20 protein-coding genes and 1 pseudogene are annotated in these 20,593 nt (G+C 52.4%); 14 read left to right on the top strand and 7 right to left on the bottom strand.

Translation table 11 applies throughout. From position 1 onward, the window contains the following. Positions 1-4: 4 nt before the first annotated feature. The 9 genes from mrdA to lipA all read left to right on the top strand — a co-directional run bounded on the left by mrdA (position 5) and on the right by lipA (position 9,673). Positions 5-1,873, top strand: coding sequence for a penicillin-binding protein 2 (mrdA, locus tag KHS78_RS13260; protein ID WP_211828955.1), 1,869 nt, complete (start codon positions 5-7; stop codon positions 1,871-1,873). After that, positions 1,870-3,015, top strand: a complete 1,146-nt coding sequence (gene rodA / locus KHS78_RS13255) for a rod shape-determining protein RodA (protein ID WP_211828954.1) — start codon at positions 1,870-1,872, stop codon at positions 3,013-3,015. Before mrdA ends, rodA begins: the two co-directional genes overlap by 4 nt. Before the next feature lie 298 nt (positions 3,016-3,313). After that, a complete protein-coding gene (gene mltB, locus KHS78_RS13250; RefSeq protein WP_211828953.1) occupies positions 3,314-4,432 on the top strand; it encodes a lytic murein transglycosylase B in 1,119 nt (372 codons plus the stop codon). Between the two features lie 20 nt (positions 4,433-4,452). Continuing rightward, entirely contained in the window at positions 4,453-5,301 is an 849-nt protein-coding gene (locus KHS78_RS13245; protein WP_211828952.1) for a septal ring lytic transglycosylase RlpA family protein, read from the top strand. Positions 5,302-5,547: 246 nt separating this feature from the next. Beyond that, entirely contained in the window at positions 5,548-6,708 is a 1,161-nt protein-coding gene (locus KHS78_RS13240) for a D-alanyl-D-alanine carboxypeptidase family protein (protein WP_246506465.1), read from the top strand. 83 nt (positions 6,709-6,791) lie between these two features. After that, positions 6,792-7,646 carry a D-amino acid aminotransferase gene (locus KHS78_RS13235; RefSeq protein ID WP_211828950.1) on the top strand — a complete coding sequence of 285 codons (855 nt, stop codon included), beginning with the start codon at positions 6,792-6,794 and terminating at the stop codon, positions 7,644-7,646. A gap of 50 nt (positions 7,647-7,696) precedes the next feature. Then, on the top strand, positions 7,697-7,969 hold the full coding sequence (locus KHS78_RS13230) for an HP0495 family protein (protein ID WP_211828949.1): 273 nt from the start codon (positions 7,697-7,699) through the stop codon (positions 7,967-7,969). A gap of 7 nt (positions 7,970-7,976) precedes the next feature. After that, entirely contained in the window at positions 7,977-8,657 is a 681-nt protein-coding gene (gene lipB, locus KHS78_RS13225) for a lipoyl(octanoyl) transferase LipB (RefSeq protein WP_211828948.1), read from the top strand. Between the two features lie 5 nt (positions 8,658-8,662). After that, positions 8,663-9,673: a lipoyl synthase gene (gene lipA / locus KHS78_RS13220; RefSeq protein WP_211828947.1), complete on the top strand. Its 1,011-nt coding sequence runs from the start codon at positions 8,663-8,665 to the stop codon at positions 9,671-9,673. A gap of 104 nt (positions 9,674-9,777) precedes the next feature. Here the strand turns inward: lipA and KHS78_RS22675 are convergent, their stop codons facing one another. Further along, positions 9,778-10,872, bottom strand: coding sequence for a pilin (locus KHS78_RS22675; RefSeq protein WP_425513970.1), 1,095 nt, complete (start codon positions 10,870-10,872; stop codon positions 9,778-9,780). 407 nt (positions 10,873-11,279) lie between these two features. Continuing rightward, a complete protein-coding gene (locus KHS78_RS22330) occupies positions 11,280-12,008 on the bottom strand; it encodes a hypothetical protein (RefSeq protein ID WP_246506463.1) in 729 nt (242 codons plus the stop codon). 1 nt (position 12,009) lies between these two features. Between KHS78_RS22330 and KHS78_RS22325 the strand changes: the two genes are divergently transcribed. Beyond that, positions 12,010-12,429, top strand: a complete 420-nt coding sequence (locus KHS78_RS22325) for a hypothetical protein (protein WP_246506461.1) — start codon at positions 12,010-12,012, stop codon at positions 12,427-12,429. A 5-nt stretch (positions 12,430-12,434) separates the two neighbouring features. Next, complete coding sequence (locus KHS78_RS22320; RefSeq protein WP_246506459.1) at positions 12,435-12,608, top strand: hypothetical protein; 174 nt, start codon at positions 12,435-12,437, stop codon at positions 12,606-12,608. Between the two features lie 81 nt (positions 12,609-12,689). Here the strand turns inward: KHS78_RS22320 and KHS78_RS22670 are convergent. From KHS78_RS22670 to KHS78_RS13200, 3 genes and pseudogenes are all read right to left on the bottom strand, one after another. Then, positions 12,690-12,806: pseudogene (locus KHS78_RS22670) on the bottom strand (prepilin-type N-terminal cleavage/methylation domain-containing protein); the annotation flags it as partial. A 130-nt stretch (positions 12,807-12,936) separates the two neighbouring features. After that, complete coding sequence (locus KHS78_RS13205; RefSeq protein ID WP_211828944.1) at positions 12,937-14,310, bottom strand: sodium-dependent transporter; 1,374 nt, start codon at positions 14,308-14,310, stop codon at positions 12,937-12,939. 117 nt (positions 14,311-14,427) lie between these two features. Continuing rightward, positions 14,428-15,291 carry a metal-dependent hydrolase gene (locus KHS78_RS13200; RefSeq protein ID WP_211828943.1) on the bottom strand — a complete coding sequence of 288 codons (864 nt, stop codon included), beginning with the start codon at positions 15,289-15,291 and terminating at the stop codon, positions 14,428-14,430. 172 nt (positions 15,292-15,463) lie between these two features. On the opposite strand from KHS78_RS13200, the gene KHS78_RS13195 reads away from it, so the two are divergent. Both KHS78_RS13195 and KHS78_RS13190 read left to right on the top strand, forming a co-directional pair. Further along, on the top strand, positions 15,464-16,489 hold the full coding sequence (locus tag KHS78_RS13195; RefSeq protein ID WP_211828942.1) for an AraC family transcriptional regulator: 1,026 nt from the start codon (positions 15,464-15,466) through the stop codon (positions 16,487-16,489). Positions 16,490-16,549: 60 nt separating this feature from the next. Further along, a complete protein-coding gene (locus tag KHS78_RS13190) occupies positions 16,550-16,945 on the top strand; it encodes an acyl-CoA thioesterase (RefSeq protein ID WP_211828941.1) in 396 nt (131 codons plus the stop codon). 82 nt (positions 16,946-17,027) lie between these two features. Here the strand turns inward: KHS78_RS13190 and KHS78_RS13185 are convergent, their stop codons facing one another. Further along, positions 17,028-17,567 (bottom strand): nuclear transport factor 2 family protein, encoded by a 540-nt coding sequence (locus KHS78_RS13185; RefSeq protein WP_211828940.1) that lies wholly within the window; start codon positions 17,565-17,567, stop codon positions 17,028-17,030. Between the two features lie 271 nt (positions 17,568-17,838). Here KHS78_RS13185 and ilvD point away from each other — a divergent pair, with 271 nt between their 5' ends. Continuing rightward, positions 17,839-19,683: a dihydroxy-acid dehydratase gene (ilvD, locus tag KHS78_RS13180; protein WP_211828939.1), complete on the top strand. Its 1,845-nt coding sequence runs from the start codon at positions 17,839-17,841 to the stop codon at positions 19,681-19,683. A gap of 56 nt (positions 19,684-19,739) precedes the next feature. On the opposite strand, the gene KHS78_RS13175 is transcribed toward ilvD, so the two are convergent. Further along, a complete protein-coding gene (locus KHS78_RS13175; RefSeq protein WP_211828938.1) occupies positions 19,740-20,582 on the bottom strand; it encodes an OmpW/AlkL family protein in 843 nt (280 codons plus the stop codon). Positions 20,583-20,593: the final 11 nt, after the last annotated feature.

The raw sequence follows: 20,593 nt of genomic DNA, 5'->3' as shown, positions 1-20,593 counted from the left end.
ATACATGGCGCCTGATACGTTCAAGGATCACTACAGCGAACGCCGCTTGGTCAACTTCCGGCTCTGGCTGTCCGTACTGGTTATGTTGATCATGACCGGCGGCATGCTGGCGCGCATGTTTTACTTGCAGGTGATGAATTACAGTGACCTGGCCACCCAGTCAGAAGAAAACCGGATTCACCTGCAGGCTGTGCCTCCCATACGTGGACTGATCTATGACACCAAGGGGCGTTTGCTGGCTGAAAATCAGCCCAGTTACACCCTGACCATTGTCCGTGAGCGGGTGAAGGATCTTGAGGCTACATTACAGGCTGTCGGTGAGATTCTGCCCTTGTCTGATAATGAGCTGGATAAATTTCGCCAGCGTTTGCGGCAGCGGCGTCCGTTCGAGGGGGTACCACTCAAGTACCGTTTGTCGGAAGAAGATATTGCCAGAATTGCAGTCGATCAGTTCCGCCTTCCCGGCGTGGAAGTCGAGGCTCAGCTGATCCGTCACTATCCCTATAATCAAGCGTTTGCCCACGCGATCGGTTATGTTGGCCGTATCAACGATCGGGAGCTGGCGGCACTGGATCCGGCGCTGTATAGCGGAACCCATGTGATTGGCAAGACCGGCGTGGAAAAGTATTACGAGTCAGTGTTACTGGGTAAGCCGGGCTACCAGGAAGTAGAAACGAATGCCCGTGGGCGTATTCTGCGGGTACTGAAGCGGGTTGACCCGGAGCCGGGGAAAGATCTGCAGCTATATCTTGATCTCGATCTGCAAGTTGCTGCAGGTAAGGCGTTGGCTGGTAAGCGGGGTTCTGTTGTCGCGATAGACCCTAATACAGGGGGCGTGCTTGCGCTGGTCAGCACACCCGCCTTTGATCCCAACCCTTTTGTTACAGGCATTGATTACAAGAGTTATAGCGAACTGCGCGACAGTATTCATCGGCCACTCTATAACCGTGCGACGTTGGGTGAGTATCCGCCAGCATCAACGATCAAGCCCTTCATGGGGCTGGCTGCATTGGACAGTAAAGCGGTCGATCGTCGCTTTAAGGTGAATGATCCCGGTTATTTCCAACTTCCTGGTGATGATCACAAATACCGTAACTGGAAGCGACAGGGGCACGGTATTGTGGATCTGCATCGATCTATCGTTGAGTCCAACGATACGTATTTCTATACCGTTGCGGTCAAAATGGGAATAGATACGATCCATGATTACATGGTCCGCTTTGGCTTTGGTGATCGCACGGGGTTGGATATAGCGTCTGAACGCCCCGGGCTGATGCCTTCACCGGAATGGAAACGGCGTGCCCGCGGGCGTCCCTGGTACCCGGGTGAAACGGTGATCAGTGGCATCGGTCAGGGCTATATGTTGACAACCCCATTGCAGCTGGCAGCTGCCACCAGTGTGATCGCCAATCGTGGGCTGGTGCACAGGCCTCGGCTTGCCAAGCCCGGCCCCGATGAGCTGGTGCCGGAGCCGGATGTGATTCAGGATCGTTCTGCCAAGGAGTGGGATGCGATTATTGACGCCATGACGGATGTGGTGGCCTCTCCCCGTGGCACAGCCTACTGGCGTATCGGGCGTCATCTGAAATACTCCATGGCTGGTAAGACCGGTACCGCCCAGGTGGTCGGTATTGCGCAGGGTGAAAAGTATGATGCCGCACAGCTTGAAGAGTTCCAGCGTGACCACGGCCTTTTCATTGGTTTTGCTCCCGTTGAAAACCCGCAGATTGCGGTAGCGGTGGTGGTAGAAAATGATTCGTCTCTGGCCTCTACTATCGCCAAAAAAGTCATGGATGCTTACTTGTTGCCGCGTCAGGGTAAACAGGCCGGCAAGTCATCGGCGAAGCTGGCGGTAAAGGAGGGGAATGGATGAGCCGTGATTTTATCCGTCAGCTGGATGATAACCATGACTTACGCCGTACGCAGTCGTTATGGAATCGTCTCCGACTGGATCCTGTACTGCTGTTAATGCTGCTGATGTTTTGCGCGGCAGGGTTGTTTGTACTCTACAGTGCGAATGGCCGGGACATGGACATGATCATGCGTCAGTCGACTTACCTGGCGATCGGGTTTGTCGTGATGGCTGTCGTAGCCCAGGTACCCCAACGATTGATGCAGCGTTTGACGCCCTATGCATATGGGGCTGCGGTGGTGCTGCTGGTTGGTGTACTGATCGTTGGTATTGAGTCCAAGGGCGCGCAGCGCTGGATCAGCCTCCCTGGGTTCCGGTTTCAGCCGTCTGAAATTCTTAAGCTGGTCATGCCTCTGACGATTGCGGGGTGGTTAAGCCGTCATCCATTGCCGCCTGGGTATAAGGAAATTGGTGTCAGTCTGCTATTGCTTGGTATACCGGTTGTTTTGATTCTGGAGCAGCCTGATCTCGGAACAGCGTTGCTGATTGGAGTGTCCGGCATCTTTGTTCTGCTTCTGGCGGGACTGCGCTGGCGTATCATAGGTACGGCGGTGTTGCTGGCGATACCGGTGATCTGGGCGATGTGGCACTTTGTCATGCACGGCTATCAGAAACAGCGGGTATTAACGTTTCTTAACCCGGAAAGTGATCCGTGGGGCTCCGGTTGGAATATTATTCAGTCGAAAATCGCGATTGGCTCAGGCGGCCTCTATGGGAAAGGTTGGCTGTTGGGTACTCAGTCGCACCTCGATTTTCTGCCTGAAAGTCATACCGACTTTATTATTGCCGTTCTTGCAGAAGAGTTTGGGCTGCTCGGTGTGACAGTCTTGCTGGCAGCTTATGCGCTGATTATCGGTCGCGGCATTTATATCGCCATGAATGCCCAGACGCTGTATGGGCGTTTGATCGCAGGTAGTATAACGCTGACGTTTTTTGTGTACGTCTTCGTGAATATCGGTATGGTGAGTGGACTTCTTCCGGTAGTCGGTGTGCCGCTTCCGCTGGTCAGTCGCGGAGGAACCTCGATTGTGACCCTGATGGCGGGCTTTGGTGTCTTGATGTCAGTACACACCCACAAGAATTTCCTTGGGCGTTATACCTGATACTCTCCCATTGATAGCCAGAAACATTTCAGGCGTTCTGCTGACAAAATCCTGAATGCCTGCAACATCTTGTAATATTTCTGCCCCCCAGATGACGATACAATGTCATGAGATCCTGTAGTTTGAAATTCGAACAGAAGAATAGTGATTGATCCAGGTATGGTGAGCCTTACCGGAAAAACACAGTAGCCAGAGGGCTGGCGTAGAGTGTTATTCTTGTAGAAGTTACTGCTTCCGCCGACAGGTATAGTCATTATCGGCGGCAGTTTTGATGGCCAGGAGCGCCAGGAGTGATTGTATGAAATCGTTGCTGTCACGGGGCTTATCCCTGACTGTGAAGTGTCTTTCCCGGCCATTGTCGGTGGTCACGGATCACCGTATTCGCACATGGCTGATGGGTGGTGTGCTGGTCGGCAGCAGTGTGGTGATGCCGGTGCAGGCTGACGGTATTGCCGGTCAGCCCGAAGTGAAACTGTTTATTGATGAACTCGTCAAGGATGAAGGGTTTGATCAGCAGGCGCTGGAGTCCCTGTTCAAGCAGGTTGAGAATCAGGACCGTATCATTGAACTGATGGATCGTCCGGCAGAGCGCAGCCTGGAGTGGTGGGAGTACCGCAACCGTTTTATCAGTGATCTGGTGGTTCAGCGTGGCGTTGAATTCTGGAAGAAGAACCAGAAAACTCTGGAAGATGCAGAAAAAACCTACGGCGTACCTGCCTATGTCATTTTGGGCATTCTGGGTGTGGAAACCCATTATGGGCGGTTCCGTGGTGGTTTCCGGGTGGTGGATGCCTTGTCGACACTGGGTTTTAACTATCCTCGGCGCGCAACCTATTTTCAGGGGCAGCTGAAAGCTTTTCTAATCCTGTCGCGGGAACAGGGCTTTGATCCATTATCACTGACAGGTTCTTATGCGGGAGCGATGGGTATTCCCCAGTTCATGCCATCCAGCTACCGGGAGTATGCGGTTGATTTTGATGGCAGTGGTCAGGCGGATATCTGGGATTCCCCGGCGGATGCGATTGGCAGTATTGCCTCCTATCTGAGCCGGCACGGTTGGGCGGAAGGCAAGCCCATAGCGACGCAGGCCAGGGTCAAGGGTAAACAGTTTGGTGATATTCTTGAGGATAACCCTAAGCCTGGCATGTTGATGAGTCGTGCCAAAGAGGCGGGCTGGACGGCTCTGCAGGATGTACCGTCTTCTGCAAAGGTGCGAGGCTTGAAGCTCCAGGGTAAGGATGCGTCGGAATACTGGCTGACACTGGACAACTTCTACGTCATTACCCGATATAATCGCAGTAACCTCTATGCAATGGCAGTTTATCAGCTGGGCAGGCAGGTGCAGTCCCAGTACCAGGCGCAGTTGCAGGAACAATCGCAGGATAACTTGCAGGCAAAGGCCGATACCACACCATGATGTGTATGCAGTGCAGTTCAATGGAAAGTATTGAACAACGCGCCAGTACGGGCGCCGAAACAGGGAAACCATGGATTGTGTTGGCAGGGATGATTCTGATACTACTGGCAGGGTGCTCTGCCCCGCCCATGGTGCGTGATGGCGCACCGTCACAGGATGTGGATGTCAGCCAGATACCGGATGCGGTGCCACAGCCGCATTACGGGCCTCTGAAAAGTTCTCCGTATCAGTTGGCGGGGGTGTCTTATCAACCGCTGGCGTCTGCGGCAGGTTTTCGGCAGGAAGGGGTTGCTTCCTGGTATGGAACCAAGTTTCACGGTCGCAAAACCGCGAATGGTGAAACCTATAATATGTATGCCATGACTGCGGCCCATAAGACTTTGCCATTGCCATCTTACGTCCGGGTTACCAACAAAACCAATGGTCGCAGTGTCGTGCTGCGGGTGAATGACCGTGGTCCGTTCCATGGTAACCGGGTGATTGATCTTTCCTATGCTGCCGCCAAGAAGCTGGGTTTCCAGAATAAAGGCACGGCCAATGTCGTGATTGAAGCGGTTGATACCACTCAGCCTGTGCGCCAGGTCGCCCAAGCTCCTGCAGCAGGAAATAGTGATGAAGCGGCTGCGCTAACGCCGTTGTCGATTTATCTTCAGGTAGCGGCACTCAGCTCCCGGACGGGGGCGGAGGCCTTGCAAAAGCGGTTGCAGCAGGTCATCACCCAACCTGTACGGGTGAGCCGGGTGGAAGATGAGACCGATGCACTGTACCGTGTCAGGGTGGGTCCCTTACCCAATCGCAGTGATGCGTTGAAGGTGGGAGAACTTCTGGCAGAAGCCAGTATTGAGCGCGGTCACCTGGTATTTGAATAATCTTCAATACTGACAATCGCGCTTATCCTTATGGTTCCGACAAGCGAGTAGCCTTTGGCGACAGAAGGTTGATGTCTGGCACTATTTTACTGAACTTTACTGCAATAGTCGGTTATGTCGTATTAAAGCGGGCTTGACCTGTTGTTATAATGCCCGGCTATTCATCCGCAGTTATCTACAGCGAACAATATGAAACACCTGATCTCATTGCACTTTCTACGGAAAGGACAGGTTTTTTCAGCCTGTATGGCTGTCATGGCCCTGTTGACCTTCTCCAGTGTGGCCCAGGCGCTGCCGGCCGGCCTGATTCCGTCTCCCCCTCAAGTGGCGGCGGATGGGTATATCCTGATGGATGCTGCCAGTGGTGAAGTACTGGCGGAGAAAAATGCGGATCAGAAACTGCCTCCTGCCAGCCTGACCAAGATGATGACCGCCTATGTGGTGGAAACTGAGTTGGCCAATGGCAATATCGGCCGTGATGACCAGGTGATGGTCAGCGAAAAAGCCTGGCGCATGAAAGGCTCACTGATGTTCATCGAAGTGGGTGAAAAGGTTTCCGTTTCCGATCTGCTGAAAGGCGTCATTATTGTTTCCGGCAATGATGCCAGCGTAGCACTGGCTGAATATGTGGCCGGCAGTGAGGGTGGCTTTGCCCAGCTGATGAACTCTACGGCTGAGCAGTTTGGCATGACCAATACCCATTTTGTGAATGCTTCCGGCTGGCCGGCAGAGAACCACTACAGTTCTGCCCGGGATCTGGCGGTTCTGGCGCGCCACATGATCATTGATCATCCCGAATACTATCCCATCTATGCGGAAAAAGAGTTCCAGTACGGGGTTGATAAGCGCACTGGCAAGCCCCTGAATCCGCAGGCCAACCGAAATACTCTGTTGTTCACCAACCCGAATGTGGACGGCATCAAGACCGGCCATTCGAATGAAGCCGGCTATTGCCTGGTGGCGTCTTCCGAGCGTGAAGGCCGTCGCCTGATTGCCGTTGTGATGGGAACCCGGAGCGAGCGCAGCCGGGCCAATGAAACCCAAAAGCTGCTGACTTACGGCTTCCGTTTCTTCGACAATGTTGACGTCAAGAAAGGTGGTGTGACCCTGGAGCAGGTTCGCATCTGGAAAGGTTCTCAGGATGAGTTGGCCGTAGGTCTGGAAAAAGACCTCGTGATCACAGTACCCCGTGGCAAGGATAAGCAGGTTCAGGCCAGTATGCTGATTGATCAGGATATCATGGCGCCTGTCGCCGCAGGCCAGAAGGTCGGTACGGTGAAAGTCACGCTGGATGACGAAGTGATTTCCGAAGTGCCCCTGATCGCACTGGAGCCTGTCGAGGAAGGCGGCTTCTTCAAGCGTGTCTGGGACGGTATTCTTCGCTTCTTTGCTGGTCTGTTCAGTTAATTTTGAGTCAGGCCCTGTCACTGCCGTGACCTGTTGTGAACAAGTTGCGGCAGTATTGCTTTTAGCTGGATTGAATCGTTGTTATGTCTGATGTCTACCTGAATGGTGAAATTCTTCCGCTGGAAAAGGCACAGGTTTCCGTGCTTGACCGTGGCTTTCTGTTCGGGGATGGCGTTTATGAAGTGATTCCGGTGTTTCATGGGTATCCTCTGCGTCTTGAGGAACACCTCGAGCGATTGAGTGCCAGCCTGACTGCCATCCATCTTCCCGTGGAGATTACCGTGCTTGAGTGGCACGCTATCTTTGATCAGTTACTCAGCCGGAACGCGGGACAGCATCAGGCCCTGTACATCCAGATTTCGCGGGGGAGCTATGCTTCCCGTCAGCATGGTTTTCCGGCAGAAACCCGGCCGACGGTGTTTGTGATGACAATGCCGCTTGCGCCACGCATCACAGGCTCCCTGGACGACGTGAAGGGCGGCACGGCCATTACCGCGCCTGACCAGCGCTGGCAGCGTTGTGATATCAAGAGTACGTCCCTGCTGGGAAATGTCATGCATCACCAGCTGGCGCTGAATAGCGGCGCTACTGAAGCGATTCTGGTGGATGCCGAAGGACGGGTGACGGAAGGTTCATCCAGCAATGTCTTTATCGTACGTGATGAAACCATTATCACACCGCCCAGAAGCCACAAGATTTTGAGTGGTATTACCCGGGCGTTGGTGCTGGAGCTGGCAGTCAATGACGGCGCCTATCGCTGTGAAGAGCGGGATGTGTCTGTTGACGAGCTCAAGAACGCGGATGAAATCTGGGTCACCAGTTCCAGCAAAGAAATGCTGCCGATTATCGAATTGAATGGCATCCAGGTCGGCAAAGGAGAGCCAGGGAGCGTCTGGCGCCATGTGGCTGGCCTTTACCAGACGTATAAAGCCGGCTAGCGGTAAACGCCAAGGCCCGTTTTTCTGGATGCCTGCGAGGTAAATGATTGATGTCTACTGAAGAACAGCAAGCCCCAAAAATCGAGTTTCCCTGTGCTTACCCGCTCAAGATTGTGGGTAATGCGGCACCGGATCTGAAAGACTTCGTACTGCAGGTTATCAAGAAGCATGATCCGTCTCATGACGGCAGTGCGACCCTGCGTGACAGCAAGAACGGCAATTATCAGGCGATCAACGTCACCATTACAGCGACGGGTGAAGATCAGCTCAAAGCCATTTTCGACGAGTTGAAGGCCAGCGGCCGGATACAGATGGTGCTGTAATTAAACAATGACAGAACCTTTTCCCCGCCACGAACCCATCAATGAGCCAGAGCGGTTGATTATCCGTCAGCTCGGCATTCAGCCCTACGAACCGGTCTGGAAGGCCATGGCTGCTTATACGGATGGCCGTGATCGTCAATGCAGTGACGAAATCTGGTTACTTGAACATCAGCCGGTCTTTACCCAGGGGCAGGCCGGAAAAGCTGAGCATGTGCTGAATCCCGGCGATATTCCGATTGTCCAGGTCGATCGGGGCGGGCAGGTGACTTATCACGGCCCGGGGCAGCTGGTGGCTTACCTGTTGCTGGATATTCGTCGGCTGGGTTTGGGAGCAAGGGCACTGGTTACGCATATTGAGAATGCCATTGTTGCGACACTGAAGGAGTACGGTGTTGCTGCTGCCGCCAAGCCGGATGCGCCAGGGGTGTATGTCGATAACGCCAAGATCGCTTCTCTCGGGCTGAGAATTCGACGGGGATGCTCTTTTCACGGGCTGGCATTAAATATAAATGGGGACCTGTCACCGTTTCTGCGCATCAACCCCTGTGGGTATGCCGGTTTAGCCATGACCCGGCTCGCAGATTATGACAACAGTGCGGATTGTACGTCCGCCGCTGAACGATTGACGCACCATCTGGTGCAGGGCCTTGGTTATACTGAGATCGAGACCCGACAAAGCTGGGACTAAGCGAAATGACAAGCTCATCATCCAATCCCGCCAGCGCCGCGGGAGCCACCGACGCCACGAAAAAACGTCGGCTTGAGCCGGGAGTGAAATACCGGGGGGCGGACAAGGTTGACCGGATTCCGGTCAAGGTCATCCCAACAGCCAAGGAAGACATGCCGCGCAAGCCGGACTGGCTGCGTGTTCGTATTCCTGCATCCCCGGAAGTGGAGCGGATCAAAAAGCTCCTGCGCAAGCATTCCCTGCATACGGTCTGCGAAGAAGCGTCCTGTCCGAACCTGGGTGAGTGCTTCCATGGTGGTACCGCGACCTTCATGATCATGGGGGATATCTGTACCCGCCGCTGCCCGTTCTGCGATGTTGGCCATGGCCGTCCAAAGCCGCTGGATGAAGGGGAGCCGGCACACCTGGCCCAGGCTATTGCCGATATGCGTCTGAAATACGTCGTTATCACCTCTGTGGATCGTGATGACCTGCGTGATGGCGGTGCGGGCCATTTTGCCAGCTGCATTCAGGAAATTCGTGATCGCACCAGCGAGGTTCAGATTGAAATCCTGGTGCCTGACTTCCGGGGACGTATGGAGGTTGCGCTGGATATCCTCAGCGAAACACCGCCGGATATCTTCAACCATAACCTGGAAACCGCGCCAGCACTGTACAAGATGGCCCGGCCGGGCTCGGATTATCAGTGGTCACTGGATCTGCTGAAGCAGTATAAGGCCCGTAACCCGTCAGTGCCGACGAAATCCGGTTTGATGTTGGGACTTGGTGAGACCAATGAGCAGGTCATCGAGGTTATGGAAGATATGCGTGCCCATGATATTGAGATGATCACTCTGGGCCAGTATCTGCAACCCTCCCGCCATCACCTGCCGGTTAAGCGCTTTGTTCATCCGGATGAATTTGCTGAGCTGGCAGATACGGCAAAAAAACTGGGCTTCAGTAAGGTGGCTTCAGGCGCTCTCGTGCGCTCTTCCTATCATGCGGATGAACAGGCCAAGGGTGACTTTTTAGTCTGATTCATTCAATAAAAAAAAATGCCAGTATCGACAGTATTGATACTGGCATTTTTACTTTTCACAGTACTACGGCTTCTATTTCCTACTCAAAGGCGAATATACCATTAAGGTGTTCTCCTCGTGCACCCAGCTCTCCCGTCATGGTCACCGAGAACAACGGTTTTTTCTAGAGTGACTATGTAGCATGCTGTCTCTCCAGGACTGAAATCTCGTTCTGGATAAAGGGTGATCGCTGACATAGAGCCATCTGTTAGGGTCAGGGTTAAGGAGAGCATCCCGTAATTTGGTCTCCCTCCCGCACAAATAACATAAGGATATACAAGGGTGTTTGAATAATTCCCGAATAATCTTGAGTCAGTTCTATAATAAGCATCTACACCATAAGTACCGTAAGCCTCCTTACATACCAAGTAATCGCCTCGCCATCCTGCTGGAGGAGGTGCTGTCGGTGGTGTAACCGGAGGTGCTATCGGTGGTGTAACCGGAGGTGCTGTCGGTGGTGTAACCGGAGGTGCTATCGGTGGTGTAACCGGAGGTGCTATCGGTGGTGTAACCGGAGGTGCTGTCGGTGGTGTAACCGGAGGTACTGTCGGTGGAAAAACGGAAGGTGGTGAGATTATTGGCCCTGGTGGCGCTATCGGGCCTGAAGGAGGTGTTATAGGGCCTGCTGGTGGCCTAAATGACGGAGGGCTTGTCGGTGGCGCGGTGGCAATCTGAATACCTCCGCCACCGGATCGCGTAGAGGGTGGAGTCGCAACTGGCGGAGGCAGGCTGGATGCATCGGTCAGGCAGCCATCACCGCCACATTCATCCCATGACATTTCACCACCCACGATGTTACCCAACAGCGAAAAGACCTGTTGCTCTGGCTCATCGGGAAAGACTTCAGGCTTGATGTAGATATTAATTCGTACTGAATTGGGGCCGGTGCTGACCGTTTCCATTTTTTCAACGACGTCCATGTTTTGGCCTACAAAGCTACGCACTTCGTTCGGGGGCAGTGTACGTTTTGTCGCAACGTGCGCTTCAATGGATTGTCGGACGGTATGGGCCAGTTGTGCGGCCTCGCTGAGTCGGGCGCGTGTAGAATAATCTCGGTAGGTATTAATGGCATAGCCCGCCATAATGGCGACAATAGAGACGATCACCATTATCTCAATCAGTGTGTAACCCCTGTAACTACCGATTTTATTAATCACAGTGCCGCTATTGATTTGTTGGCTCAATATTCATTTTGATGAAAATAACGCCATTTTTTTGACGCTAATTCCCCTTAGCGAATGTTTTGATCTTTATGTATCTGTTGTTTTTAATGGATATGACGTATACCCCATACGATTATTTTATCGGAGTATTTGCTTGGTACTTCAATTTTCAACGGCCAGCCTGTCAGATTTGTTCTTATGATTTGTCGTGCTGGGAGAAACTGTGAGCTAATTTAGCATTTATTGAATGGGCTTAATGCATAAAATGCATTGTTCTGGTTATCCCGGTGGGTAATCTGGAAGGCTGTCAGTATTCGATAGAAAGAGGAAAGGCTGTAAAGCCAGCTTTTCCTCTTGTTATTGAGCGTGTTATTTCCACAGTGGATAAATCCACTGGACTCTTATTTTCGGGGTGTACACCCTCCTCCAGTTGGATTACGGTCGGCCACGATCAAATCAACCGTTATGCCATCGGATTTTTTGACGACAATGTAGCAGGCTTCTTCCCCAGCCTTGAAATCCAGCGCCGGGTAAACGGTCCAAATCGGGGCAATGGAGGTATGGGGCTGGATATCGACTGAGAAGACATTATATCCGTTGGGTTTTCCTCCGGCACAAATCGTGTAGGGGTACAAATCGCTGTCAACGTCACCGAATAATGAGGAATCTGTTTTCCAGACAGATTTAATCATGTATCCAGTTTCTTCACGACAAAGGTGGATATGACCTGTCCAGCCTGGCGCATTTGTCCCTGAAGGAAGCTCTTGGGGGCGTGAGGGATCTGCTGCAAGAGTAACTGGGCATCCAACCGTTTTTCCAGCTATGCCACGTTTTTCCAGTGTTCTCCTCGAAGGGGTAGGATGATATTTCACTGTGTAACAGGCGGTTGAATCCGGATAATCGATTTCAGGATAGATTTTGCCCGAATTAAACATAAAAATACTTAATCCTGTTACCCAGAGGTAATCGACTTTTTTACCATACGACTTTATTACTCTCTGACATTCTTCGCCATTTCCACGAAGTGTGTAATCTCTTTCATAACTACTACCTACGTAATTGACTTCAAAATTAATCTGTCCATGTTCAGGGTGTGGACTATAGTCCGATTGCTCTTTGCAGAAGTACATAATGCGTGAATCTGACGATGGAGCCGGTGAAGGCGCCGGCGGCGGTGGTGCAACTGGAGGCGCAGGTGGGGTAACCGGAGGCGCAGGTGGTGCAACTGGAGGCGCAGGTGGTGCAACCGGAGGCGCAGGTGGTGCAACCGGAGGTGCCGGTGGCGTAACCGGAGGTGCCGGTGGTGTAACCGGAGGTGCCGGTGGCGTTGTTGGAGGCCCCGGCGGCGTAGTCGGACTCGTTGGCGGTGACGGAGGTGTTGGGACTGTTGGCGGCCCTGGGGCAATAATGATGCCCCCAGGGCCAACGATAGATGGCGGTAATGTCGCTGCTGTTGGGAGTTTTGATGCGGGTGTTATGCAGTCGTCTTCTCCGCAAGGATGCCAGGCCACCGTCCCTGTGGCTGTGACTAAATTACCCAACAGGGTATAGACCTGTTGCTCAGATTCATCGGGGAAGACTTCACGTTTGAGAAAAACATTCACCTGGATATCCGTGTCACTGATTTTTATGGTTTCAATTTTATCAATGACCGAGGAGTTGATGCCTGCCATGCTGCGTGTGAAGCCATTGGGGAGTTCACGTTTTATTGCGACATGCGCTTCTATTGACTGGCGGACTTCCTTCGCAGCCATGGCTGCTTCCGTGACTTTGGCACTACGGACAATATCCTGGTACAAATAAGTGGCATAGCCGACCATGATCCCGACAATGATCACGACCATAAGCAATTCAATAAGTGTGTATCCTTTCGCTGGCTGCTGCGACGTTTTAGACACAGACTCAATATCCGTTTGAGATTGATGCATAGTGTTTATGGCTGATGTTCTATTTATCTTCATCTGTAACTTTAGATGACAGATACTAGCTTCGTATTATTCATTGGGAATGAAGTATCAATGCTGGTTTATTGACGTCGGTTTTATGTGCGGCATGTAATCAGCCAAACAGTAACAAACTACCAATCAATACGGGGCAGCAATAGCGGACATACCAGGGCCAGATACGCCAGAATAATGTCTCTTCAACCTGACTGAACCCTTGCTGTATTTCTTTCAGTCGGTGGTTCCGATGCATCAGCCAGCCGGCAAACAGACAAAATAGCAGGGCATTGAATGGTTGAGCGTATCGTGTTGTCAGCGTGATGACACCACTGAACAGGGTGCTGAAATTAGCAATAATGAGGCTGCACAACAGCAGGACAGGCAGGCAGATTACCAGGCTGGCTTTCTGTCGGGAAAGTTTGCCGCGTTCGGTCAGGCAGGAGACCGGAACTTCCAGCATCGAGATAGAGGATGTCAGTGCTGCAATGGTCATCAGAACGAAAAACATGACGCCTAACACCGAGCCTATGGCACCGAGCGACGAGAAAAAGGCCGGGAGTACGTTGAACACCAATGTATCGCTGGAATGCAGCAGGCCATTGTCATCATAAATCATCATGCCGCTTTCCAAGGCCACAAACATGCAGGGAATGACCAGCAGTCCTGCGAGAAATGCGATACCGGTATCCAGCAGGCAGACCTGAAGAGCCATCGCCGGGAGATTGGCCCGCTTGCTGAGGTAAGAGCCATAAGCCATCATGGCACCAACCCCCAGGGACATGGAAAAAAAGGATTGTCCCAGCGCATTGAACAGCAGCGTTGGCGTCACTTTACTGAAATCCGGCACAAGGTAGTGTCGAACCCCATCGAAAGCACCCTCCTGACCGATCACAAAACCAATGAGAATCAGCAGTAGAATCACCAGCAAAGGCATCAGACGTGATGACCATTTTTCAATCCCTTTCTCTATCCCCCCATTCACAACGGTCAGCGTGATAACAATGAAGCAGGCGGTCATGACCAGGTTTCGTTCCGGGGTGAAACTGACCAGCCAGTTGGCCGCTGCTTCCAGGCCGAGTTCGTTGAATACCGGCGCGAGCCCGTATGCAATCAGCCAACCGCCAATAATGCTGTAAAAGGCAAAAATCAGGCAGATGGTGATGACGGCCAGACAACCCAAGGCATGGCCGTGTTTACTGAACGCCTGGGCATGGGGCAATCGCTCCAGGGCAGTGATCGGATTGGCCTGACTGTAGCGGCCGATCATCAGCTCGGCGACCAGTGCCGGGTAGGCAAGTAATAAAGAGAGTATGAGGTAGATGATTAGAAATGCGGCGCCACCGTTGTCTGCCACCTGGGTCGGGAATCCCCAGATATTACCGATGCCAACGGCCGATCCGGCGGCAGCAAACACGAAACCGAGCCGTGAACTGAATTGTCCCCGTGGTTGGCTGTGGGGTTGAGAAGGGACGTCATGTCCACTGCTCATAAAGTGGGCCTCATCGCTGGCGTTATATCCTACAGGTTAGACGGCCGTATCGGCGAAAGGTTCGTTAAGGATGACAACAGCGTAGCAGGCGCGCCGGCACGGAGCCGGCGAATTGGATCAGGCGGCGGGGCGAACGGAATATTTTTCTTCGTGTTGGGCTTTCCACTCGTCGATCAGCGTACTGTTGTCATGCTGCCATGGATGGAAGCCGGGTCGGTAGTAATCCATGTAATCCCTGAAGATCTGGCGGATTAGTCCCGGATTTCCCCATAGGAACTGGAAACCACTTTTCCAGGTATTGGCTTTAAATAAGACGCCATCCCGTGCCAGGAAGTGGCAGACATGGCGAGTAGTGACATAGCTGAAGTGGATGGTGGTCTGGATCATCATCAGGATCCGGGTGAAATAACCGCCACCAACGGCCTCGTAAGCATCAAAGCAGACCGCCTTGTGCTCGGTTTCTTCAATGGCATGCCAGCGCCAGATTGCTTTCATGGCATCCGGCGCATCCCCCAGCCAGTCCTGAGGGTATTTCATCATGGCGTTGGCCATGATGGCGGTAAAGTGTTCCACGGCACAGGTCGTGGCCAGTTGCTGCTTTCGTGTCATCAGCTTCTGGCCCAGTCGTGTCCAGAAACCCAGGTGGCGGTCCAGCTTGTCAATGTCGTATCCCTGCTCGCGCAACAGGTTGTTGTATTTGTCATGTTCATGCCCGTGAACGGCTTCCTGGGCAATGAATCCCTTGATTTCAGCCAAGAGGACCGGGTCGGTGATCTCGTGCTGAACACCGCGCACAGAATCAATAAAGAAACGTTCACCCTGGGGAAACAGGGTGGAGAGTCCATTAAAAAAATGGCTTCGGAAGGCATCATTGCTGTGCCAGTATCGTTTCAGGGAGTCGAGTCCGAATTGCATGCGACGGGGTTTGACGTCGACATGGGACGGTCTTGGGCATCTGGAGGCGGCGTGAGGTGTGTTCATGGTCCGATGACTGTTATTATCTTTTTTGTCTGTTACTCAATACTGTGTATTCTGTCAGGCAAAATACAGAGCGGAACCGGCAGAGCCCAAGGTCATTTGGGGCCGGAAAGGGCTGGGGGAGCCTGATGCGCCTGTATCGGTCGCGGGCAGGCAGTCAGCACATGGCGACGGCATGAAGAATAAAAGAACCACAATTGCTATTCCGACCACGTATGTTCGACACCTGTTGTCACTGGCAGGACAGCAGGGGATTGATGAACCGTCCGTACTGGATGCTGCGGGTATCCGGCGCATAGAGCTGGATGCAGACGATGGCCATATCGATTTTGACCGTTGCGACCGCCTGGTCAGTCTCATTCTCAAGCAAACCGGCGATGCATCGCTGGGCTGGCAGCTGGGCATGCAGTTGAATCTGCCCAGCCATGGCGCCTTGGCCACTGCCGCAATGAGCAGCCGGAGTATGGAAGAATCCATCCGAGTGTCTGAGCGGTATCTGGCGACCCGATATCCGCTGCTTGCTGTACGACTGTTTCAGGATGGCGATACGGCGATCCTGCAGTTTGATGAAGTCGTAGCGCTGGGTGTTAACCGTGTCTTCTACCTGGACGCGTTTGTTGCCAGCCATCAGGTGATCAGGCGGTTTCTGTACGGCGGCTCGCAGACAGTGCTGGAGATACAACTGGCCTGTGAGCGTCCCCGCCATCATGCAGCCATCGACTTTGACGGTGCTGTACTGCATTACGGTTGTCCAGCCAACCAGTTTCGTTTTCCTGCCCAATACCTTTCGGTACCGCTACCCACAGCGGATGCCATCACCATGGCCTCCGCCGAGCGACAGTGTCGCAAAATGCTGGATAGTTTGAAGCTGGAAACCGGTCTGTTACAGCAGGTGCTTACGTTTATGCGCAGTCGGGAGAATGTGATCCCCAGCTTGGAGCAGACGGCCGATCATCTCGGCATGTCACCCAGGACATTGCGGCGGCAACTGCAGGAATACAATACGACGTATCGCAATCTGGTGAATCAGGAAAGAAAGCGGCTGGCACTCTATTTTCTTCGTAATACCCGGCTGACCGTGGAAGAAATTGCAGAGCGGCTGGATTATAACGATCCCAGTAATTTTGGACGGGCTTTCAGAAAATGGACAGGGTGTTCGCCTGGCCATTATCGGGAATCCCAGGATGAAAAAGCCGTATAGTGGTCATCCTGGGAGAATCTCGCCGTAACAGACCTTACCTAACCCGCACAGGAATTGATTGTGTTTACAGAAGTTATGTTGCCCCGTTTCAGTGAAACCGATGCGCTTGGTCACATTAACAATGCTGTTCTTCCGGTCTGGTTTGAAAAGGCACGGGAACCGATCTTCCGGTTGTTTACGCCTGACCTGGATATCCACAAGTGGCGGTTAATCATCGCAAGGATAACCGTGGATTTCCTTGCCGAACTTCAATACGGCAACGAGGTGGAGATACGAACCGGTTTGTTAAAAGTGGGTAACACTTCAATGACGATCGGTCATGAAGCCTGGCAAAACGGTGCCTGTTGCGCGAAAGGTGAAGCCGTTATGATCCACTTTGATTATGACCAGAAGAGAGCCACTACCATTCCAGACGATATCAGGGCAGTGCTGGAACAACACCCGATAGCGCCCTGACGGTATGGTGCAGTCCAGGCGTTAGGGCAAACGATGTATTCAAATGCACATCCTGCGGGAGATGTGCATTTGAACGATATCATCAACACGTTTTCAGGTAGTTATAGCTGTCATCAGAACGGTTGCGTTTTCCACGATATTTGCTGTCAAACTTGTCGCTCCAGACAGCCGTAGACGTTTGATTCCGGTTCCAGTCAAACACGGTGGAGCGATGTTTGATGCGCCACTCGTCATTGCGCCGCTCAAACCTGAAATGGTGGCGGCCGCCGAGAATGCCTTCTTTATCGACGCCGTTTTCATCATGGAGATGATACGCCCAGACATAGCATTCTGCGGTAGCCGTATCGCCATTCACCTCAATCAAAGGATTACAGATACGGTGCTGGGTGGCTTTTAGTTGCCTGAAGCCTTCCATAGCCGGTTCAACAAACTGCCAAGCATTGTCGTTATAAAAAAAGAGTTCAGGAAAAATCGGATCCTGATGTTCTTCAATCGCATCTTCCCAATAGGTTGATTTCATCAAATCCCCGTCAACGCGATCCAGTGAGCGGGCAAACTTGTACATGATTTCAGTGATCTCCTGTTTGTCCAGGAGAATTTGAAGCTTGGGATGGATGTCCATGTTGCTTTACCTCTACAAGTCATTGATCAATGACTTGTAGAGAATAGCTCTGCAAACAAAGATGGCGTGGTGATCAATGCGTCATGCGCATTGTAAAACTGTTGTGTTTTGCGAGATTGATGAAACGGTCATCATGATTGATGGGGTGACTTGCGTTGAGTTTTGGTATCCTCTCCCTGAGCCACGGAGCGGCCTGCATTATTCCGGACCATGCACGATCACCGGACGATGAACAATTGAGAAAACATCCTGACTGAAGGAATTGCCGTTCATGCCAGCGTACCGCTCCAGAACATCGACCTATGGCCGCAATATGGCCGGCGCCCGCGCCCTCTGGCGCGCCACAGGAATGCAGGACGAGGATTTCAAAAAGCCAATTATTGCGGTCGCCAACTCGTTCACGCAGTTTGTTCCCGGGCATGTCCACCTTAAGGATATGGGGCAACTGGTCTGTCGGGAAATCGAAGCCCATGGCGGGGTTGCCAAGGAATTCAATACCATTGCCGTGGATGACGGAATTGCCATGGGGCATGACGGCATGCTCTATTCCCTGCCATCGCGCGACATTATTGCTGATTCCGTGGAATATATGGTCAATGCCCACTGTGCCGATGCACTGGTCTGTATTTCCAACTGTGACAAGATCACGCCCGGGATGCTGATGGCAGCCATGCGCCTGAATATTCCGGTGATCTTTGTCTCCGGTGGGCCAATGGAAGCGGGTAAGACCAAGCTGGCCGAGCATAAGCTGGACCTGGTGGATGCAATGGTGATTGCGGCCTCAGATGCAGATGACGACACCGTTAATGAGTATGAACGCTCGGCCTGCCCGACCTGTGGTTCCTGCTCTGGCATGTTTACCGCCAATTCCATGAACTGTCTGACAGAAGCATTAGGCTTGTCTTTGCCTGGCAATGGTTCCCTGCTGGCGACTCACGCTGATCGAAAGGAGCTTTTCCTGGAAGCGGGGCGCCGCGTTGTGGACATTACCCGTCGTTACTATGAAAACGACGATGAAAATGTGTTACCCAGAAATGTTGCCAGTTTCGAAGCTTTCGAAAATGCCATGAGTCTGGACATTGCCATGGGCGGTTCCACCAATACCATTCTGCATCTGCTGGCAGCGGCACAGGAAGGCGACGTGCCGTTTACCATGAAAGACATTGATCGTTTATCCCGTCGTGTCCCGCAGCTGTGTAAGGTCGCACCGAATATCCAGAAATACCATATGGAAGATGTGCACCGTGCAGGTGGCATTATGGCCATTCTGGGCGAAATGGATCGTGCCGGTCTCCTGCATACAGATGTTGCTACTGTGCACAGTGCTTCAATGAAAGAGGCGCTGGAAAAATGGGACATCGTACAAACGGATGATCCGGCAGTGCATACTTTCTATCAGGCAGGCCCTGCCGGTATCCGGACGACGGAAGCCTTTAGTCAGGCGACACGCTGGCCGGACCTGGATGCCGATCGAGAGGAAGGATGTATCCGCTCACTGTCGCACGCTTACAGTGAGGAAGGCGGACTGGCAGTTCTCTATGGCAATATTGCTGTGGATGGTTGTGTCGTCAAAACCTCAGGTGTCGATGAGAGCAACCTGGTGTTTGAAGGCCCGGCGCACGTGTTTGAGAGTCAGGATGATGCGGTGCGCAGTATTCTGGAAGATCAGGTCAAACCCGGTGAAGTGGTAGTGATTCGCTATGAAGGTCCGAAAGGTGGCCCTGGTATGCAGGAAATGCTTTACCCGACCAGTTACCTGAAATCCAAGGGGCTGGGTAAAGCCTGTGCGTTGCTGACAGATGGCCGCTTTTCCGGTGGAACATCCGGGCTTTCCATCGGGCATGCGTCGCCTGAGGCGGCGGCCGGTGGTGCGATTGGTCTGGTCGAAAACGGCGATATCCTGCGTATTGATATTCCGGCACGTACGATCCATGTGGTCGTATCCGATGAAATATTACAGCAGCGTCGGGAGGTTATGAACAGCAAAGGCGCCAAGGCCTGGAAACCCGTTGAGGAAAGGCCTCGTCGTGTCTCAATGGCATTGAAGGCGTATGCGAGCATGGCAACCAGTGCCGATAAAGGTGCAGTCAGGGATGTGACGTTGTTGGAAGGTTAAGTCATTTGCCAGCAGTCTTCTTGGTAAGACTGCTGGCAAATAAAAGCGCGTAGTGTTCAGAATCGAATACCACCGTTTACAGAGAAGACCCATGGATCAAGGTCAGATTTCTTGAATTTCCCTGTACCTCCAGTATTGGGGAGACCTGACGCTTTACCTTCAAGCTCCATGGCAATGTATCTAGCGGAAGCATCAACGAATATTTGATCATCGATATCAAATACGGCACCAACCTGGAAAGTCCAGCCCCAGTTATCATCAACGGATAATTTGTTACTGCCCGTCGTCCCTTTAACTTTTTCACTGGAGAAGCGCGTAAACGCTACTCCCAAGCCTGCGTAGGGTCTTACGGGTTCATTTCGATCCATAAGATAAAACTGCGCGGTTGCCATTATTGGCATCATTTCATATTCAACTTTATACGATTCATGTTTTACTTTGCTGGTGAATTTTGCAGGCCAGAATGTACCCACTTCAATGCCTAAATCATCTGTCATCATCATTAGGGCACTGATGTCCATAGTCCATTCTTCATCCGTTGTTGCTTTGTAGTGTTCGTGATTCCCCGTTTTCATCTTGATTTTCAAGTCATCCGGCTTGATGTAGGACGCACCGGCCTTGATGGCGAAATCACCTTCCTGAAGCGCGTAAACCTGAGATGCAGATGCGAGCAGAGAGCCTGCTGCAACGACAGGAATAAGAACTTTCCTGAACATGCCGTTTACCTCAAATGCATTAAACAACGGCCACGCTTTGTGGCTGGCTGGGAAGTTAAGGGACAACAGGTCAGCAGTGAATGTGTGCCTTGCATCAACAACACGCAGGCTGACGACAGATTGCCTGCAGCACAGTGTAGACCACTCCTCAGGATCGGCACGGTGAACTCCGCTTTGAACCATCGGTGGGTAGC

The organism is Kistimonas asteriae (assembly GCF_018263925.1).
GTDB classification, from domain to species: Bacteria; Pseudomonadota; Gammaproteobacteria; order Pseudomonadales; family Endozoicomonadaceae; genus Kistimonas; species Kistimonas asteriae.
Note: the sequence above shows the minus strand (reverse complement) of the source record. Positions and strands in the feature narration are given on the sequence as shown.

Excerpts from the sequence above, each read along its gene's own strand:
- mrdA (WP_211828955.1), top strand. The coding sequence starts at position 5 with ATGGCGCCTGATACGTTCAAGGATCACTACAGCGAACGCCGCTTGGTC.
- rodA (WP_211828954.1), top strand. The coding sequence starts at position 1,870 with ATGAGCCGTGATTTTATCCGTCAGCTGGATGATAACCATGACTTACGC.
- mltB (WP_211828953.1), top strand. The coding sequence starts at position 3,314 with ATGAAATCGTTGCTGTCACGGGGCTTATCCCTGACTGTGAAGTGTCTT.
- KHS78_RS13245 (WP_211828952.1), top strand. The coding sequence starts at position 4,453 with ATGGAAAGTATTGAACAACGCGCCAGTACGGGCGCCGAAACAGGGAAA.
- KHS78_RS13240 (WP_246506465.1), top strand. The coding sequence starts at position 5,548 with ATGGCTGTCATGGCCCTGTTGACCTTCTCCAGTGTGGCCCAGGCGCTG.
- KHS78_RS13235 (WP_211828950.1), top strand. The coding sequence starts at position 6,792 with ATGTCTGATGTCTACCTGAATGGTGAAATTCTTCCGCTGGAAAAGGCA.
- KHS78_RS13230 (WP_211828949.1), top strand. The coding sequence starts at position 7,697 with ATGTCTACTGAAGAACAGCAAGCCCCAAAAATCGAGTTTCCCTGTGCT.
- lipB (WP_211828948.1), top strand. The coding sequence starts at position 7,977 with ATGACAGAACCTTTTCCCCGCCACGAACCCATCAATGAGCCAGAGCGG.
- lipA (WP_211828947.1), top strand. The coding sequence starts at position 8,663 with ATGACAAGCTCATCATCCAATCCCGCCAGCGCCGCGGGAGCCACCGAC.
- KHS78_RS22330 (WP_246506463.1), bottom strand. The coding sequence starts at position 12,008 with ATGTACTTCTGCAAAGAGCAATCGGACTATAGTCCACACCCTGAACAT.
- KHS78_RS22325 (WP_246506461.1), top strand. The coding sequence starts at position 12,010 with ATGCGTGAATCTGACGATGGAGCCGGTGAAGGCGCCGGCGGCGGTGGT.
- KHS78_RS13205 (WP_211828944.1), bottom strand. The coding sequence starts at position 14,310 with ATGAGCAGTGGACATGACGTCCCTTCTCAACCCCACAGCCAACCACGG.
- KHS78_RS13200 (WP_211828943.1), bottom strand. The coding sequence starts at position 15,291 with ATGAACACACCTCACGCCGCCTCCAGATGCCCAAGACCGTCCCATGTC.
- KHS78_RS13195 (WP_211828942.1), top strand. The coding sequence starts at position 15,464 with ATGAAGAATAAAAGAACCACAATTGCTATTCCGACCACGTATGTTCGA.
- KHS78_RS13185 (WP_211828940.1), bottom strand. The coding sequence starts at position 17,567 with ATGGACATCCATCCCAAGCTTCAAATTCTCCTGGACAAACAGGAGATC.
- ilvD (WP_211828939.1), top strand. The coding sequence starts at position 17,839 with ATGCCAGCGTACCGCTCCAGAACATCGACCTATGGCCGCAATATGGCC.
- KHS78_RS13175 (WP_211828938.1), bottom strand. The coding sequence starts at position 20,582 with ATGGTTCAAAGCGGAGTTCACCGTGCCGATCCTGAGGAGTGGTCTACA.